14 protein-coding genes are annotated in these 15,582 nt (G+C 71.6%); 8 read left to right on the top strand and 6 right to left on the bottom strand.

Going from position 1 to position 15,582, the window contains the following annotated elements; translation table 11 throughout:
- The first annotated feature begins 25 nt into the window (after positions 1–25).
- From AB0L91_RS30930 to AB0L91_RS30965, 8 genes are all read left to right on the top strand, one after another.
- The gene (locus AB0L91_RS30930) at positions 26–1,768 is read left to right on the top strand and encodes a penicillin-binding transpeptidase domain-containing protein (protein ID WP_365016045.1); all 1,743 of its coding nucleotides are present in this window, start codon (positions 26–28) and stop codon (positions 1,766–1,768) included.
- A gap of 88 nt (positions 1,769–1,856) precedes the next feature.
- Positions 1,857–3,455 carry a serine/threonine-protein kinase gene (locus AB0L91_RS30935; protein ID WP_355283221.1) on the top strand — a complete coding sequence of 533 codons (1,599 nt, stop codon included), beginning with the start codon at positions 1,857–1,859 and terminating at the stop codon, positions 3,453–3,455.
- 224 nt (positions 3,456–3,679) lie between these two features.
- Positions 3,680–4,936, top strand: coding sequence for an amidohydrolase family protein (locus tag AB0L91_RS30940; protein ID WP_365016047.1), 1,257 nt, complete (start codon positions 3,680–3,682; stop codon positions 4,934–4,936).
- A 67-nt stretch (positions 4,937–5,003) separates the two neighbouring features.
- Complete coding sequence (gene hisD / locus AB0L91_RS30945; RefSeq protein WP_365016049.1) at positions 5,004–6,341, top strand: histidinol dehydrogenase; 1,338 nt, start codon at positions 5,004–5,006, stop codon at positions 6,339–6,341.
- Positions 6,338–7,465: a histidinol-phosphate transaminase gene (locus tag AB0L91_RS30950; RefSeq protein WP_357350838.1), complete on the top strand. Its 1,128-nt coding sequence runs from the start codon at positions 6,338–6,340 to the stop codon at positions 7,463–7,465. The genes hisD and AB0L91_RS30950 overlap by 4 nt, the downstream gene beginning before the upstream one ends.
- A 26-nt stretch (positions 7,466–7,491) precedes the next feature.
- Complete coding sequence (hisB, locus tag AB0L91_RS30955; protein ID WP_030203827.1) at positions 7,492–8,106, top strand: imidazoleglycerol-phosphate dehydratase HisB; 615 nt, start codon at positions 7,492–7,494, stop codon at positions 8,104–8,106.
- Entirely contained in the window at positions 8,103–8,735 is a 633-nt protein-coding gene (gene hisH, locus AB0L91_RS30960; protein WP_357350836.1) for an imidazole glycerol phosphate synthase subunit HisH, read from the top strand. The genes hisB and hisH overlap by 4 nt, the downstream gene beginning before the upstream one ends.
- Before the next feature lie 64 nt (positions 8,736–8,799).
- Positions 8,800–9,282: a nitroreductase family deazaflavin-dependent oxidoreductase gene (locus AB0L91_RS30965; protein WP_365016051.1), complete on the top strand. Its 483-nt coding sequence runs from the start codon at positions 8,800–8,802 to the stop codon at positions 9,280–9,282.
- A 26-nt stretch (positions 9,283–9,308) separates the two neighbouring features.
- Here AB0L91_RS30965 and kstD read toward each other — a convergent pair whose 3' ends face one another.
- From kstD to AB0L91_RS30995, 6 genes are all read right to left on the bottom strand, one after another.
- A complete protein-coding gene (gene kstD, locus AB0L91_RS30970; protein WP_365016053.1) occupies positions 9,309–11,003 on the bottom strand; it encodes a 3-oxosteroid 1-dehydrogenase in 1,695 nt (564 codons plus the stop codon).
- Positions 11,004–11,035: 32 nt separating this feature from the next.
- A complete protein-coding gene (locus AB0L91_RS30975; protein ID WP_365016055.1) occupies positions 11,036–11,629 on the bottom strand; it encodes a helix-turn-helix domain-containing protein in 594 nt (197 codons plus the stop codon).
- Between the two features lie 126 nt (positions 11,630–11,755).
- Complete coding sequence (locus AB0L91_RS30980; protein ID WP_365016057.1) at positions 11,756–12,109, bottom strand: cupin domain-containing protein; 354 nt, start codon at positions 12,107–12,109, stop codon at positions 11,756–11,758.
- Positions 12,102–13,061: an alpha/beta hydrolase gene (locus AB0L91_RS30985; RefSeq protein ID WP_365016059.1), complete on the bottom strand. Its 960-nt coding sequence runs from the start codon at positions 13,059–13,061 to the stop codon at positions 12,102–12,104. Before AB0L91_RS30985 ends, AB0L91_RS30980 begins: the two co-directional genes overlap by 8 nt.
- Positions 13,062–13,113: 52 nt before the next feature.
- A complete protein-coding gene (locus AB0L91_RS30990) occupies positions 13,114–13,962 on the bottom strand; it encodes a helix-turn-helix domain-containing protein (RefSeq protein ID WP_365016061.1) in 849 nt (282 codons plus the stop codon).
- Positions 13,959–15,542, bottom strand: a complete 1,584-nt coding sequence (locus tag AB0L91_RS30995) for an alpha/beta hydrolase (protein WP_365016063.1) — start codon at positions 15,540–15,542, stop codon at positions 13,959–13,961. Before AB0L91_RS30995 ends, AB0L91_RS30990 begins: the two co-directional genes overlap by 4 nt.
- Positions 15,543–15,582: the final 40 nt, after the last annotated feature.

Consider the following 15,582-nt stretch of genomic DNA (forward strand, 5'->3'; position numbering starts at 1 on the left):
CGCGAGTCCGGCTACCCTCGGTCGCGTGCGCCTCTCCCGCAAGACACCGGTCCTGCTCCTCGCGCTCGCCCTGCTGCCCGTCGCGTGCTCGTCCGGACCGGATCAGCCGCAGACCGTCGCCGAGTCCTTCGCCGCGGCGCTGAGCAGCGGTGACGCGGCCGCCGCCGCGGCGCTCACCGACGCGCCCGACCAGGCCCGCGCGACGCTGACCACCCTGTTCGACAACCTCGGCAAGAACGACACCGTCCGCGTCACGGCCACCGACGACACCACCTTCACGCTCGAATCCACCTGGAAATTCGGCCCCGAGGGCCGCAACGAGTGGACCTACACCAGCAAGGGCGCCGCGGCCGACGCCGACGGCTGGAAGATCACCTGGAACCCCGCCACGGTCGCGCCCGGCCTCGAACTCGGCCCGCTCGGCTACAGCTCGGTCTACCCGAAACCCGCGCGGGTGCTCGACGCCTCCGGCGGTGACCTGATGACCCAGCAGGTGGTGACGCTGGTGAACGTCGCCCCCGACGCCGATCTGCCCGCCGTCGCCGCGCTGCTCGCGCCGCAGGGCGTCACCGAGGCCACGCTGCAGGCGGATCTGGCCGCGGCGCAAGGCAAACCGGTGGTCGCGGTCGCGCTGCGGGACGCCGACATCGCCCCGGTGCAGCAGGCGCTGACGGGCGTGCGCGGGGTGACGCTCGCGCCGCAGACCCGCCTGCTCACCGTCGACAAGAGCCTGGCCGGACCCACCACCGCCGGTCTGGCCGAACTGTGGCAGCAGCAGGCCGACAGCGCGGCGGGCTGGGCGATCCGCGCGCAGACCGCCGAGGGCACCCAGCGCATCGCCGGACCCGACGCGACCCCGACCGCCGACATCGCGACCACCGTCGACATCGACCTGCAGAACGCCGCCGAGGCCGCGCTGACCCCGCTCGCGCAGCCCGCCGCGATCGTCGCGCTGCGCCCGTCGACGGGGGAGGTGCTCGCCGTCGCGCAGAACGCCCCCGCCGACGCGCAGGGCCCGATCGCGCTCACCGGCCTCTACCCGCCGGGCTCGACCTTCAAGACCGTCACCGTCTCGGCCGCGCTGCAGGCGGGCGGGGTCTCCGTCGACACGGTGCTGCCCTGCCCGGGCCGCGCGACCACCGAGGGCCGCACGATTCCCAACGACAACGGCTTCGATCTCGGGCAGGTGCCGCTGCACACCGCCTTCGCGCGGTCCTGCAACACCACGATGGCTGAACTGGGGGTGCGCTTGCCCGCCGACGGGCTCACCGCGGCGGCCGCGCAACTGGGTCTCGGGGTGGATTATGTGACACCCGGGTTGACGACTGTCACGGGGAAGGTTCCGCCCGCGCGGAATCCCGCCCAGCAGGTCGAGTCGAGCATCGGGCAGGGCAGTGTCACCGCCTCGCCGTTCGGGATGGCGCTCGTCGCCGCCTCGCTGGCACACGGTTCCGCGCCCGCGCCCGCCATCGTGCGCGGGCGTCCCGGCACGGCCGACCGGGCCACCGCGCCGGTGCCCGCGGCGGTGACGTCGCAGATAGAGACCATGATGGGCGAGACGGTGACCGCCGGAACCGCGACCGCGCTGCGCGATATCCCGGGGCTGCTCGGCAAGACCGGCACCGCCGAATACCTCGACGACAAGCACGCGCACGGCTGGTTCGTCGGCATCGACGGCGACCTCGCGTTCGCCGTCTTCGTCGCCGACGCCGGCAGTTCGGGCCCCGCGGTCGAGGCCGCCGGACGGATGTTACGAGCCAAACGATGATCTATGTCACGCTCTGTGGGCGAGCAATACCCACGCTGCCGCACGCGGTCCGCACCGGGCCAGCTACACTCGTCGGCGGGCCATATCCATGGTCAATACGCGGGATGTCACAATTTCGAGAAGGTTCGGAGTAGGCGCCATCGATACCGGTCAGAAGATCGCGGAGCATTACCGCCTGGTCGAGCGTATTGGTAGCGGCGGCACAGGCGTTGTATGGCGCGCTGTCGACGAACGCCTCCAACGCTCCGTGGCTGTGAAGCAGATCCACATCAAGCCCAGCCTGCCCGAGGGCGAGCGGGATGTCCTGCGCCAGCGCGCGATTCGGGAAGCCCGCAACGCGGCACGCTTCCAGCATCCCAACGCCATCGTGGTCTTCGACATCACCGAGCACAACGGTGACCCGTGCCTGGTGATGGAGTACCTCAAGTCGGTCAGCCTGGCCGCCGAACTGGGGCAGAAGGGTCCGCTGCCGCTGACCGAGGTCGCCCGCATCGGCGAACAGGTCGCGTCCTCGCTGATCGCCGCCCACCAGGCCGGCCTGGTGCACCGCGACGTGAAACCGGGCAACATCCTGCTCGGCGAGCACGGTGAGGTGAAGATCACCGACTTCGGCATCTCCCGCGCCGCCGGTGACGTCACCCTCACCGAGACCGGCCTGATCTGCGGTACCGCCGCCTATCTGGCGCCCGAGGTCGCGCGCGGCTCCGATCCCACCCCGGCCGCCGACGTGTTCGCGCTCGGCGCCACCCTGTTCCACGCGCTCGAGGGCGAGCCGCCCTACGGCGCCAACGCCAACCCGCTGGCGGTGCTCTACGCCGCCGCCAACGGCCAGGTGCGCGAGCCGCGCAACGCGGGCCCGGCGACCGACTTCCTGCTCGACCTGCTCAGCCCGGACCCGCTGGACCGGCCGACGATGACCGAGGCCCGCGACGCGCTGGCCGCGTTCGCCGACGCCGACGCGGTGCCCGCCGGCTTCGTGCCCGCCAGCGAGGCCTACGGCCGCCGCAACTCCGCGGCCGCGACCCAGGTCATCCGGCAGTCCGGCAACCGGACCTCGCACGCGGGCGCGTCGACGGCGACCACCCGTCAGATCCGGTCCAACCCGCGTCCGCCGGTGCGCCACGACACGGCAGCGCATCCGCCGACCGCGGCCCAGCCCGCGCCGCTGCCGCGCAAGCAGGCGGGCAAGGGCCGGGCGGTGCTGATCGGTTCCGGTGTCGGCGCCGTCGTCGCCGCGATCGCCGTCGCGGTCAGCGCCATGAGCAGCTCGGACTCGGATTCCCCGCAGGTGCAGGCGAATCCGTCGACCTCGGTGCAGTCCTCGGCCGGTCCGGCGTCGAGCAGCGCGCCCTCGGTCGCGCTCGGGCAGACCGCCAATGTGGGCACCGTCGACATCGGCTCGGCCGGCCTGCTGGTCGAGGACTTCTTCAGCAACCCGGCCGGTTCCTGGTCGCTGCTGACCCCGGCCGCGCAGAAGGTCTACGGCAGCGAGGCCGCGTTCCGGCAGTACTGGAACGACCGCACCGTCGACACCTTCGCCAGCATCACCGCGGTCAAGGGCAACAACGCCGACGGCTCGACCGACATGCGCCTGGCCAGCATCACCATCAACGGCCAGACCAAGGCCATGGTCATGCGCGTGGTCAACGCCGGCGGCAGCCTACGCATCGACGGCGACACCCGCTGAGGACGGTCGTCCGGCGGTCGGGCCCACGTCGGGCACGGCTGCCGGTCGCCCGCACCGCGGCGCCCTCCTGAGCGACCGGCGTGGTCCGGCTCGGCCGGGTGCACGCTCGCGGACGGGTCGATCCGGTACCGTCTCGGTAGCTGATGGATTGCTCTTCCGATTCGGGCCGGGCCCTGAATTCGTAGTGGCCTCGTGCACCGACTTCCTCGACGGAGGTGTGGGTCATGGCGACGACAGTGATCACCGGGGCGACGGTATGGGACGGTCTGTCCGAGTCCGCCGTGGCGGGCACGATCGTGGTGAGTGGTGACCGGATCGTCTCCTGCGGTCCCGCGGTCGACCTGCCGGATGGGGCGGAGGTCGTCGACCTGTCCGGTCACACGGTGACACCCGGATTCATGGACTGCCACACGCACGTCACGATCAACCCGGACATCGGTCCGTCGGCGTTGATGCGGGGCAGCGCGCAGAAGGCGCTCGGCGCGCTGCCTGTTCTGAAAGAGTTGCTGGGCAACGGTTTCACCACGATTCGTGATCTCTGCGGGACCGATGTCGATCCGACGACGCTGTATCTGCGTGACGCGGTCGCCGCGGGAATGATCGAGGGACCGCGGATGCTGGTCGCGCCGCATCTGATCTCCGCGCGCGGCGGACACGGTGATTTCAGCGGTGCGATGGCCGGGGAGTTCCAGTGTGATCACCGGGCGCTCGAGCTCGCCGCCGCGGACGGGCCCGACGAGATCCGCACCCGGGTGCGCCAGCAGATCCGCTACGGCGCGGACTGGATCAAGTTCGCCGCGTCGGGCGGGTTCAGCACCCCGTCCGACGATCCGGCCCTGCCGACCTACAGCCAGGAGGAGATGAACACCCTGGTGGCCACCGCGAAGGACCTGGGCGTGCCGGTCACCCCGCACTGTGTCTGTGACGAGGGCGTCAAGCGGGCGGTGCGCGCCGGTGTGCGCAGCATCGAGCACGGCAACCTGGCCTCCGCCGAGGCATTGACGATGATGCAGGACCACGGCGTGTTCCTGGTCCCGACGCAGTACACGATGCTCGACGACGCCCGCCGCGTCGACGACGACGCGTACTGGAAGGGCCAGCCGATGTACAAGCGCCGCAAGTATCAGCGGTACGCGAAGGATTTGCTCGACTCGGCCGAACTGGTCGCCGACAGCGCGATCAAACTGGCGTTCGGCACCGACGCGGGCATGTTCCCGCACCGCGACAACTGGCGGGAGTTCCCGATGCTGGTCGCCAACGGCATCAGCGCCCACCGCGCCCTCACGTCCGCGACCAGTGTCGCCGCCGAACTCCTCGGGCTCGACGACCTGGGGACGATCGCGCCCGGCAAGATCGCCGACCTGATCGCGATGCCCGGTGACCCGTTCACCGACATCGCCGTCACCGGGCAGGTCGATTTCGTGATGAAGGAGGGCGTGATCCACCAGCGTCCGCCGTCCCCGGCGGGATCTGCCGGATAACCGGTGGCGGGTGACCGATAGGCTGGTAGCTGACCTGAGCCCAGCACAGACAGGACTGCACCCCGATATGACTCCCCGCATCGAGCTCGCCCGCGTCGATCTGCGCGGTCGTACTCCTTCCGCTGCCGAGCTGCGCACCGCGCTGCCGCGCGGAGGAGTCGACGTGGACTCGGTGCTGCATCATGTGCGGCCGGTCGTCGAGGACATCCGCGACCGGGGTGCCGAGGCCGCGCTGGACTACAGCGAGAAGTTCGACGGTGTGCGCCCGAGCGTGGTGCGCGTGCCCGTCGCGGAGCTGGCCAAGGCGCTCGCGGAGCTGGACCCGGCCGTGCGCGCGGCGCTCGAGGTCGCGATCGAGCGGACCAGGAAGGTGCACGCCGATCAGCGCCGCACCGACACCGTCACCGAGGTGGTGCCAGGCGGCACCGTCACCGAGAAGTGGGTGCCGGTCGAGCGGGTGGGCCTCTACGTGCCCGGCGGCAATGCCGTCTACCCGTCCTCGGTCGTGATGAACGTCGTCCCGGCCCAGGCCGCGGGCGTGGAGTCGCTGGTGGTGGCCTCGCCGCCGCAGGCCCAGTTCGGCGGTCTGCCGCACCCGACGATCCTGGCCGCCGCCGCGCTGCTCGGGGTCGACGAGGTGTGGGCGGTCGGCGGCGCGCAGGCCGTGGCGCTGCTGTCCTACGGCGGCACCGACACCGACGGCGCCGCGCTGGCGCCGGTCGACCTGATCACCGGTCCCGGCAACATCTACGTCACCGCGGCCAAGCGGCTGTGCCGTGGCCTGGTCGGCATCGACGCCGAGGCGGGCCCCACCGAGATCGCGGTCCTGGCCGACGCCACCGCCGACCCGGTGCACGTGGCCGCCGACCTGATCAGCCAGGCCGAGCACGACGTGCTCGCCGCCAGTGTGCTGGTCACCGACTCGGTGGCCCTCGCCGACGCGGTCGACGTCGCGCTCAACGCCCAGCTCGCCGTCGTCAAGCACGACGCCCGGGTGCGGGAAGCGCTGAGCGGCAAGCAGTCCGGGACCGTCCTCGTCGACGACATCGCCCAGGGCCTGCGCGTCGTCGACGCCTACGCGGCCGAGCACCTCGAGATCCAGACCGTCGACGCCGCCGCCGTCGCCGCGCGGGTGCGCAGCGCGGGCGCGATCTTCGTCGGCCCGTGGGCGCCGGTCAGCCTGGGCGACTACTGCGCCGGGTCCAACCACGTGCTGCCCACCGCGGGCTGCGCGCGGCACTCCTCGGGCCTGAGCGTGCAGACCTTCCTGCGCGGCATCCACATCGTGGAGTACACCGAGGCCGCGCTGAAGGACGTCGCGGGACACGTCGTCGCACTGGCGAACGCGGAAGATCTGCCCGCGCACGGGCAGGCCGTGCAGGCGCGTTTCGAGGCGCTCTCGTGAGTACTCCCACCGTGCCCGGCGCCTCGGCGACCCTGGACCAGCTGCCGCTGCGCGACAACCTGCGCGGCAAATCCCCGTACGGCGCACCGCAATTGACCGTCCCGGTGCAGCTCAACACCAACGAGAACCCGCACCCGCCGAGCACGGCGCTGATCGACGACGTCGCCGAATCGGTGCGCGCGGCCGCCGCCGACCTGCACCGGTACCCGGACCGCGACGCCGTCGCCCTGCGCGCCGACCTCGCCGCGTACCTGACCCGGCAGACCGGCGTCCCCGTCGACGCCGCGAACGTGTGGGCGGCCAACGGTTCCAACGAGATCCTGCAGCAGCTGCTGCAGGCCTTCGGCGGACCCGGCCGCAGCGCGCTGGGTTTCGTGCCCTCCTACTCGATGCACCCGATCATCTCCGAGGGCATCGACACCGAGTGGATCGAGGCCAAGCGCAGCGGCGACTTCTCCCTCGACATCGACTACGCCGTCGCGCAGATCACCGAGCGCCGCCCCGACGTGGTGTTCGTGACCAGCCCGAACAACCCGACCGGGCACAGCATCCCGATCGACGAGCTCGAGCGGATCCTCGACGCGGCGCCCGGCATCGTCGTCGTGGACGAGGCGTACGGCGAGTTCTCGGCCGCGCCGAGCGCGATCACGCTGATCGACCGGTTCCCGACCAAGCTCGTGGTCACCCGCACCATGAGCAAGGCCTTCGCCTTCGCGGGCGGTCGCCTCGGTTACCTGGCCGCCTCGCCCGCCGTGATCGACGCGATCCTGCTGGTGCGGCTGCCGTACCACCTGTCGGTGGTCACCCAGGCGGCCGCGCGGGCGGCGCTGCGGCACGCCGACGAAACCCTCGGCAGCGTCGCGGAACTGGCCGCCCAGCGCGACCGGGTCGCCGCCGCGCTGACCGCGCAGGGCTTCGAGGTGATCCCCAGCGACGCCAACTTCATCCTGTTCGGCCGGTTCACCGACGCCGCGCGCGCCTGGCAGCACTACCTCGACGCCGGGGTACTCATCCGCGATGTCGGCATCCCCGGCTACCTGCGCGCCACCGTCGGCCTCGCCGCGGAGAACGACGAGTTCCTGCGGGTGAGCGCCGGCATCGCGGCCACCGACCTGACCCACTGACGAATCCCCCTGTGGAGGAACACATCATGAGCAGAACCGCACGGGTGGAACGGGTCACCAAGGAATCGTCGATCCTGGTGGAACTGAACCTCGACGGCACCGGGCAGACCGAGATCTCCACCGGCGTCCCGTTCTACGACCACATGCTGACCGCGCTGGGCCAGCACGGCGGGTTCGACCTGGTCGTGCGGGCCGAGGGCGATATCGAGATCGAGGCGCACCACACGGTCGAGGACACCGCGATCGTGTTCGGCCAGGCGCTGGGCAAGGCGCTGGGCGACAAGAAGGGCATCCGCCGCTTCGGCGACGCCTTCATCCCGATGGACGAGACCCTCGCGCACGCCGCCGTCGACGTGTCCGGGCGGCCCTACTGCGTGTTCACCGGCGAGCCGGAACACCTGGTGCACACCATCATTCCCAGCGCGGGACCCGGCGCGTCGTACTCGACGGTGCTCAACAAGCACGTCTTCGAGTCGATCGCGCAGAACGCGCGGATCGCGCTGCACGTGCGCGTGCTCTACGGCCGCGACCAGCACCACATCACCGAGGCCGAGTTCAAGGCGGTCGCCAGGGCGCTGCGGGCCGCGGTCGAGATCGACCCGCGGGTGAGCGGCGTCCCGTCCACGAAAGGCGTGCTGTGAGTTCGAAGGTCGTCCTGCTCGATTACGGCTCCGGCAACCTGCACTCGGCCGAGCGCGCGCTGGTGCGCGCCGGTGCGCAGGTGGAGGTGACCGCCGACCCGCAGGCCGCGCTGGCCGCCGACGGGCTCGTCGTTCCCGGTGTCGGCGCGTACGCGGCGTGCATGGCCGGACTGCGCGCGGTGCGCGGTGAACGCATCATCGGCCAGCGGCTGGCCGGTGGGCGTCCGGTGCTCGGCATCTGCGTCGGCATGCAGATCCTGTTCGATCGCGGGGTCGAGTTCGGTGTGGAGACCGAGGGCTGTGGCGAGTGGCCCGGCACGGTCGCCCGCCTCGACGCGCCGGTCCTGCCGCACATGGGCTGGAACACGGTGAAGGCGCCCGCCGACAGCACCCTGTTCGCCGGTCTCGACGCCGACACCCGCTTCTACTTCGTGCACTCCTACGCCGCGCAGCAGTGGGAACTGCCGGAGAACGAGCACATCGCGCCCCCGAAGCTCACCTGGGCCGATCACGGTGTCCCGTTCCTCGCCGCGGTCGAGAACGGTGCCCTCTCGGCCACCCAGTTCCACCCGGAGAAGTCCGGCGACGCGGGCGCCCAGCTGCTGCGCAACTGGCTCGGATCGCTGTAGCCGGAGGTCGTCGGGCGACCGGATCCTGACCATACACGCCGAGGCGGATGTGTATGGTCGGGGGATGACCGCTGTACCGCCGCGCCCGAAACACCTCGACTCCCCGAGCCTGCCCACGATCTTCAAGTACATGGGCAAGACGCAGGTGTGGGTCTACCGGCGCACCGGCGGCCGGATCGGCGCGAAGTGGCGGGTCGGCGCGGGCTTCCGCAAGCCGGTCCCCACCCTGCTGCTCGACCACCGCGGCCGCAAGTCCGGCGTCGACTACACCACCCCGCTGCTCTACCTCGTCGACGGCCCCGACACCGTCGTCGTCGCCTCCCAGGGCGGCCTGCCCAAACACCCGCAGTGGTACCACAACCTGCGCGCCGCTCCCGACACCCACATCCAGATCGGCCGCGACCGCCACCCGGTCCGCGCGCGCACCGCCGCCCCCGACGAGCGCGCCCGCCTGTGGCCCCTGCTCGTCGACGCCTACGCCGACTTCGAGCACTACCAGGCCTGGGCCGACCGCGAGATCCCGGTCGTCATCCTCGAACCCCGCTGATCGCGGGGCGATCGGAACCGTCCCGGCTACTCGCGTCCGGCGCGGGCGGTGGCGGCGTGGACGGCGGCGAGGTAGCCGAACACGATCGCGGGACCGATGGTCGCGCCGGGGCCCGCGTAGGTGTGACCCATGACCGGTGCGCTGGTGTTCCCCGCCGCGTAGAGGCCGTCGATGGCCGCGCCGTCGTCGCGGAGGACCCGGCCGTGAGTGTCGATGCGCAGGCCGCCCTTGGTGCCGAGGTCGCCGGGGACGAGCTGGGCGGCGTAGAAGGGGCCGGTGTCGAGGGCGCCGAGGTTGGGATTCGGGCGCTGACGGGGGTCGCCGTAGTAGCGGTCGTAGGCGCTGGTGCCGCGGCCGTAGTCCTCGTCGATCCCGGTGCGGGCGAAGTCGTTGAACCGGGTGACCGTGGCGGCGAGGCGGTCGGCCGGTACCCCGATCTTGTCCGCGAGTTCGCCGACGGTGTCGGCGCGGGTGAGGATGCCGGTGTCGAACCAGCGCCGGGGCAGCGGTGCGCGCGGGGGGAGGCCCGCGAAGAGATAGCGATTGCGGTAGCGCTGGTCGAAGATCAGCCAGGCGGGCAGATTCTCGGCCGGGCCGTCGCCTCGGCCGTGGGGCCCGCCGTACATGCGATGGGTCGCTTCGACGTAAGGCAGGGACTCGTTCATGAACCGCTCCGCGCGGTCGTTGACGATGAGGCTGCCCGGCAGATTGCGTTCGGACACGCAGAAGAACGGCGTGCGTGGCAGCGGTATCGAAGGCCCCCACCAGGCATCGTCGAGGAACGCGGTGGCCGCTCCGATGGCTTGGCCGGCGCGGATGCCGTCGCCGGTGTTGGCGGCCGCGCCCACGGTCCAGTCCGTGCCGATGGGCTCGCGCTGGTACTGCTTGCGCATGGTGTCGCTGTGCTCGAAACCGCCACAGGCGAGAATCACGCCACAGCGCGCACCGATCACCTGTTCGGTGCCGTGGCGGTGGACGACGGCGCCGACGACCTGGTCATCGGCGACGGCCAGCTCGACCAGTGCGGTGTTCAGGAACAAGGGTACTCCGGCATCGCGCATCCCCTGACGGAGCATCGCGCTCAACGCCTGACCACGGGCGAGCAGATGCCGACCGCGCAGCAGACCACCGAGCCATCTGGCCCCGATCCGGGCCGCGCGCAACGGACTTCGCGGATTGCGCAGGCCCAGATGGATCTGCCGGAAATCGGCTTGGGTCAGGACGACGTTGCGGGGAGCTCGAAGATAGTCGGGCTCCATGGTGGCCAGGTCGGCGCCGAGACCCCGCGCGTCGAAGGGCTTCGGCTCGACCGACCGGCCACGGGCTCGGCCGCCGGGCGCTTCGGGGTAGTAGTCGCTGTAACCGGGCACCCAGCGCATCGCCAGTGGCGTGTGGCGGGCCAGGAAGTCGAAGGCCGTCGGCCCGTGATCGAGGTAGGTGTCGAGCATCTCCGGTGCGACGGCGTCCCCGACGATGTCGGCGAGGTAGGCGCGGGCGGCGTCGATATCCTCGGGCCCGGCCAGCCGGCCCAGCGCCGAGTTGCCTGGAATCCAGACGCCGCCACCGGATCGGGCTGTCGAACCGCCCCAGCGGCTCGCCTTCTCGACCATGACGACCGACAGGCCGTGGCGGGCCGCGGTGATCGCGGCGGACATGCCCGCCGCGCCGGATCCGACGACCACGATGTCCACCGTCTCCGGGAACACAGTGTCCTGCTGCATGTTTGCCTTCTTCTGTTCGATACGTCGAGGGGTCAGCGCGGCGCTCGCCAGCGATCGTCGAGAACGGCGGCCACCGCCGCTTCGACGCAGACCGGCAGTGAGGCGGAGGGGTTCTGCGCGCTCCGCAGCCACTGCAGGTATCCGAACTCCGCGGCCGCGAGCATCAGATGCACCAGCAGCCCGGGGCCGCTGTCGGTGCCGGGGTCGGTGTCCATCCGGTGCGCGGCCAGCTCGACCAGGCGTGCCCGATGGTCCGGCGGAATCAGCGCGACCCGGTCGAGCAGATGGGGTGCCGTGGCGAAGGCGGCGCGCCACTGCTCCAGCTCCTCGATTCCCAGGGCTGTCGAGCGAGTCAGGATCGCCTGGGCCAGTGCGATATCGGCGGGCTCCTCGTCGGGGCGGCCCTCGAGCAGCGCGGCGATCCCGGCGCCGCCCTCCCGCACCGGGTCCAGCAGCAGGTCCTCCTTGCTGCGCACGTGCCGGAAGTACGTGCTCGGTGAGATCCCCGCGGCCGCCGCGATCTGCTCGGTGGTCACCTCGTCGAATCCGGACTTCGCGAACAACGCGAACGCCGCGCGCTGAATCTCGGCCCGTACCTGCCGTCGCTGTCGCTCCCGCAGAGACACCCCACACCTCCGTATTCGCCGGACCATCCGTACATCGACAGTATCAACCTAGTTGACAGAGACTGTCAACTAGGTTGTAGCTGTCGATTCGAGGGTGACGCGCGGGAAGGGGCAGGACAGTGTCGATCACTCGACGCGGGGATCCTCGGCGGTGGATTCGATGGTGGCGCCCGGGGTGTAGAACATCTCGACGAGGTGGTCGACGTCGAGATGGCGGTGCCAGTGGCCCTTCGGGACGATGGCGAATTGTCCTGCGGTGAGCGGGATTCGGTGCCGGTCGGTGTCGGTGAGGATCTCGACGGTCACGCTGCCGCGCAGGACCATCAGCAGTTCGTCGGTGTCGGGGTGGAGTTCCCAGTCGGAGGATGCGAGCCCGTCGCCGTGGAACACGCAGAATTCGCCGTCGTTGAACGCGGTGATCGGGCGGAAGTCGAACGGGGGCAGAGCTGTCGCGAGGGCGAGCGGGTCGTGATTACGCATGGTGCTTCCTGTCGGTGGAGGGGATATCGGATTCGGTGATCAGCTCGGCGCATCCGGGTGGGTCGTCGAGCCAGGGGTTGTGGCCGCCGGGCACGACGGCCAGGTGCGCGCCGGGGATCATCGCGACGGATCGACGGGCGCGATCCGGTGGGCAGAAGACGTCGCGCTCACCCCAGACGAACAGGGCGGGCACGTCGATCCGGGTGAGCTCGGCATCGGTGAGCACGGCCTCCGGCCGGGGCACGCGGCCCTGGATCAGCCGGCGCAGCAGCGTTCGGTAGGACGCGGCCTTGCCCGGGAGCCGGAGCGGGAGGCGATGCAGATCGAGCAGGTCGTCGGACATGGCGCGCGCGGTCTCCGGTCCCAGCGCCGTGACCAGGGCGGCCCGGGCGACGAACCGCGGCGACGGTAGCCGCATCGACCATTCGTCCACCCGGCCGCGCCCGGCGGCGGCAGTCGACGCCATGGCCGGGGTGGCCCTGGTGCCGGGCAGCGCGGTCGCCGGTGCGCCGAGCAGCACCAGGCGCGTGCACCGGCCCGGCGCGTCCAGCGCGGTCCACAGCGCGAACAGGCCACCCAGCGAGCAGCCGACGAGCTGGGCGCCCGCGAGCCCGAACTCGTCCAGTACACCGGTCAGTACCGCCACCGCCACCTCACGGACCGGTCGGTCACTCCAGGCGTACGCGGGCGCCAGATGGTGGCCGGGCAGATCGATCAGGAGGTGGTGCCGGTCGGGGAACCGGGCGAGCAGGGGTGCGAAGGCCAGCGCCGGGGCCGCGAGGCCGTTGACCCACAGGATCGGTGGGCCGGAGCCGGGGATCTCGACCGTGCGCACGGTCGGGCCGCGGTCGCGCAGCGCGAAAGTCCGTTCGGTGATCCGTAGTCCGTAGGTGCCTGCGACGCGGTGCTCGGTCGCGCGGATGCGGGCGGCGAGCGCGGTGGGCGTGGTCATGACGCCACTGTCACAGGCGCCGGGGTGCGGTGTCTTGGACGAAATTTCCCGCTCAGCGCGGGGCCAGGGCGCCCGGGGTGGTTCCGGCGAACATCGCGATGTCGCGGTGGAGGTGGGATTGGTCGGCGTAGCCGCACGCGACGGCCGCGGCGGCCGCGGATTCGCCCGCGACGAGCTGGTCGAACGCGCGGCGGAAACGCACCACCATCGCCGCGCGCTTGGGGGTCACGCCGATCTGGGCGGTGAACCGCGTCCAGAGTCGCTTCTGGCTCCAGCCGGTCAGGTCGACCAGCTCCCTGACCCGGACCCGGCCGCCGTGGGCGACGATCCGCTGCCAGGTCGCGGCGACCTCGGCATCCGGGTGCCTGGCCGTCGCGTGGTCGGCGAGGAAGCGGGTCGTCAGCTCGAATCGGGCCGGCCAGGTGGATGTTTCGGCGAGCTGCGCGCGCAGCCGGTCGACCGCCGACCCCCAGAGGTCCTCGATGCCGAGCACCGTGCCGGTGATGTCGGGTGGCGCGATGCCGAGCAGGGAGTAGGCGAGGGTCGGCGGCATGCGGAGCTCGACACAGTCGACCCGGTCCGACCGGACCTGGTGGGTGCCCGGCGCGATCCCGGCGACGAGGCCGTCCACGCCGCGCGCGTCCGCGGTGGTGAATCCGCTCTCGCCGATCTGGACGACCACCGTGACCGCGGGGAGCGCGACGATCCGCAGGTCCGGTCCGCCGCCGCCACCGTCACGAAAACCGGACAGCGACAGCCCTCTCCACACCGGCGAGGCGGCCCGCGCCAGCTCCCAGCCGCCGTCCAGCTCGTGGTCGGACATGATCGGTCGCACCCGTCGAGCGTAGGAGCGCGCTTCGGCTTCCCGCAACGGTGCCCGGCCGGCGGGCGCCCGCGTCATCCGGTGAACGGTGTCCGGCCGTTCGCGCAGGTCGTCCCGGCTGCCGGGAGCTGGAGGTCGACGAGGTAGCGCCGGGTCAGGTCGGTGACGCAGTCGCCGTCCGGTTCGTGCCCGTAGCCGTCGGTGACCACGACCAACCGCGCGTCGCCCATCGCCGCGGCGGCACGCTGGGCGCCGGGGAGCGGCGTGGCCGGGTCGAAACGGTTGTTCACCAGCAGTGGGGGGACGGTGGAGTGCTGGGTCCACGGGCCGGTGTAGCGCTGGGGGTAGCCGTCGGTGGGGGCGGGCCAGGTGGCGCACGGCTGGCGGAGATAGAGCCAGAACGGGCCGTAGACGGGCGCGGTTTCGGCGGATTCGGCGGCGAATTCCGGCCAGCGCAGGGGTTGCCGGGGGAGGGCGTTGTCCGCGCAGGAGATGGCGACGAACGAGTCGAGGAAGTCACCGGTCGAGGCGATCGCGGTCAGCACCTGCCGCACCACGGCGGGATTCCCGGCGGGACCCCGCTCGAGCTCGGTCAGCAGGGCCGCGAGGGCGGGCCATCCCAGGCTCGCGTCGTAGAGCAGCATGGCGTGTGCCTGGACGAGTTCGCTGTAGGTCACCGGCACGGTCGCCGACCCCTCGCCGACCCGGATCGGCGCCGCCTTCGCCCGATCGAGCAGGGCGGTGTCGCGGGCCCGCAGGTCCGCGACCGAGGCCGCGTCCGTGGCGAAGGCGCAGCGCTGCGGACCGGCCGCCGCGCACAGGCGCAGGAATTCACCGAGCACCTCCTCGGTGCCGGTCGCGGTGGCGTCGATGACGGCGCGGGTGTCGGTGGTGTACGGCGCGGGGTCGAGGATCGAGGAGAGCTGCAGCGCGCGAACGCGATCGGCGAACAGCGCGCCGTAGACGGTGCCGAGGTAGCTGGCGTAGGAGCCACCCTGGTAGGTCAGGGCCGGGTCGCCGACGGCGCGCCGGAGGAGATCGAGATCGCGGGCGGCGTCCACGGTGGTGAGGTGGGCGATCAGCTCGCCGTCGTGGCGCAGGCATCCTTCCGCGAGTCGCCCGCTCGCGTCGGTGGTGGCCGCCTGCTGTGCGGTGCCGACGGGCGGCAGCGCCAGGGTGTGCCAGAAGTCCTGCTGGGCAGTGGAATCCGGGAAACAGCGGACCGTGGAACTGCGCCCGACCCCGCGCTGATCGAAGGTGACCACATCGAAGCGCCTGCTCAGCTCACCGGAGAACATCTCGCCCTTCGCCGCCCACTCGATGCCGGACCCGCCGGGTCCGCCCGCCGCGGTGAACAAGGTGCCGATGCGGTGGGCGGGGTCGCCCGCGGGCTGGCGGACCACCGCGAGTTCCAGGTGCCGTCCCGTGGGGTTCGCGTAGTCGAGCGGCACCGCCACCCGGGCGCAGTCCTTGCCCCGCAGCGACTCCTCCGGGCACGGCGCCCACGCGATCCGGGGTGTCGGCACGGCATCGGCCTGTGCCACCAACTCGGCGACCGCGGCGACCGGCTCGGGCGGCCGCTCGGCGGCGACACAGCCGCCCGCGACGGGAGCCAGCGCGACCAGGACACCGCAGACCAGCGATTTCGAAGTGACCATACCGATCATCTTCACGGCCTCCCGGGCATGGTGTCGTCAC

This window comes from Nocardia sp. NPDC051833, assembly GCF_040681225.1.
Lineage (GTDB): Bacteria > Actinomycetota > Actinomycetes > Mycobacteriales > Mycobacteriaceae > Nocardia.

Bases quoted from the DNA above. Each gene is read 5' to 3' on its own strand.
- AB0L91_RS30935 (WP_355283221.1), top strand. From the start codon at position 1,857: ATGGTCAATACGCGGGATGTCACAATTTCGAGAAGGTTCGGAGTAGGC.
- AB0L91_RS30940 (WP_365016047.1), top strand. From the start codon at position 3,680: ATGGCGACGACAGTGATCACCGGGGCGACGGTATGGGACGGTCTGTCC.
- hisD (WP_365016049.1), top strand. From the start codon at position 5,004: ATGACTCCCCGCATCGAGCTCGCCCGCGTCGATCTGCGCGGTCGTACT.
- hisB (WP_030203827.1), top strand. From the start codon at position 7,492: ATGAGCAGAACCGCACGGGTGGAACGGGTCACCAAGGAATCGTCGATC.
- AB0L91_RS30965 (WP_365016051.1), top strand. From the start codon at position 8,800: ATGACCGCTGTACCGCCGCGCCCGAAACACCTCGACTCCCCGAGCCTG.
- kstD (WP_365016053.1), bottom strand. From the start codon at position 11,003: ATGCAGCAGGACACTGTGTTCCCGGAGACGGTGGACATCGTGGTCGTC.
- AB0L91_RS30980 (WP_365016057.1), bottom strand. From the start codon at position 12,109: ATGCGTAATCACGACCCGCTCGCCCTCGCGACAGCTCTGCCCCCGTTC.
- AB0L91_RS30985 (WP_365016059.1), bottom strand. From the start codon at position 13,061: ATGACCACGCCCACCGCGCTCGCCGCCCGCATCCGCGCGACCGAGCAC.
- AB0L91_RS30990 (WP_365016061.1), bottom strand. From the start codon at position 13,962: ATGACGCGGGCGCCCGCCGGCCGGGCACCGTTGCGGGAAGCCGAAGCG.
- AB0L91_RS30995 (WP_365016063.1), bottom strand. From the start codon at position 15,542: ATGGTCACTTCGAAATCGCTGGTCTGCGGTGTCCTGGTCGCGCTGGCT.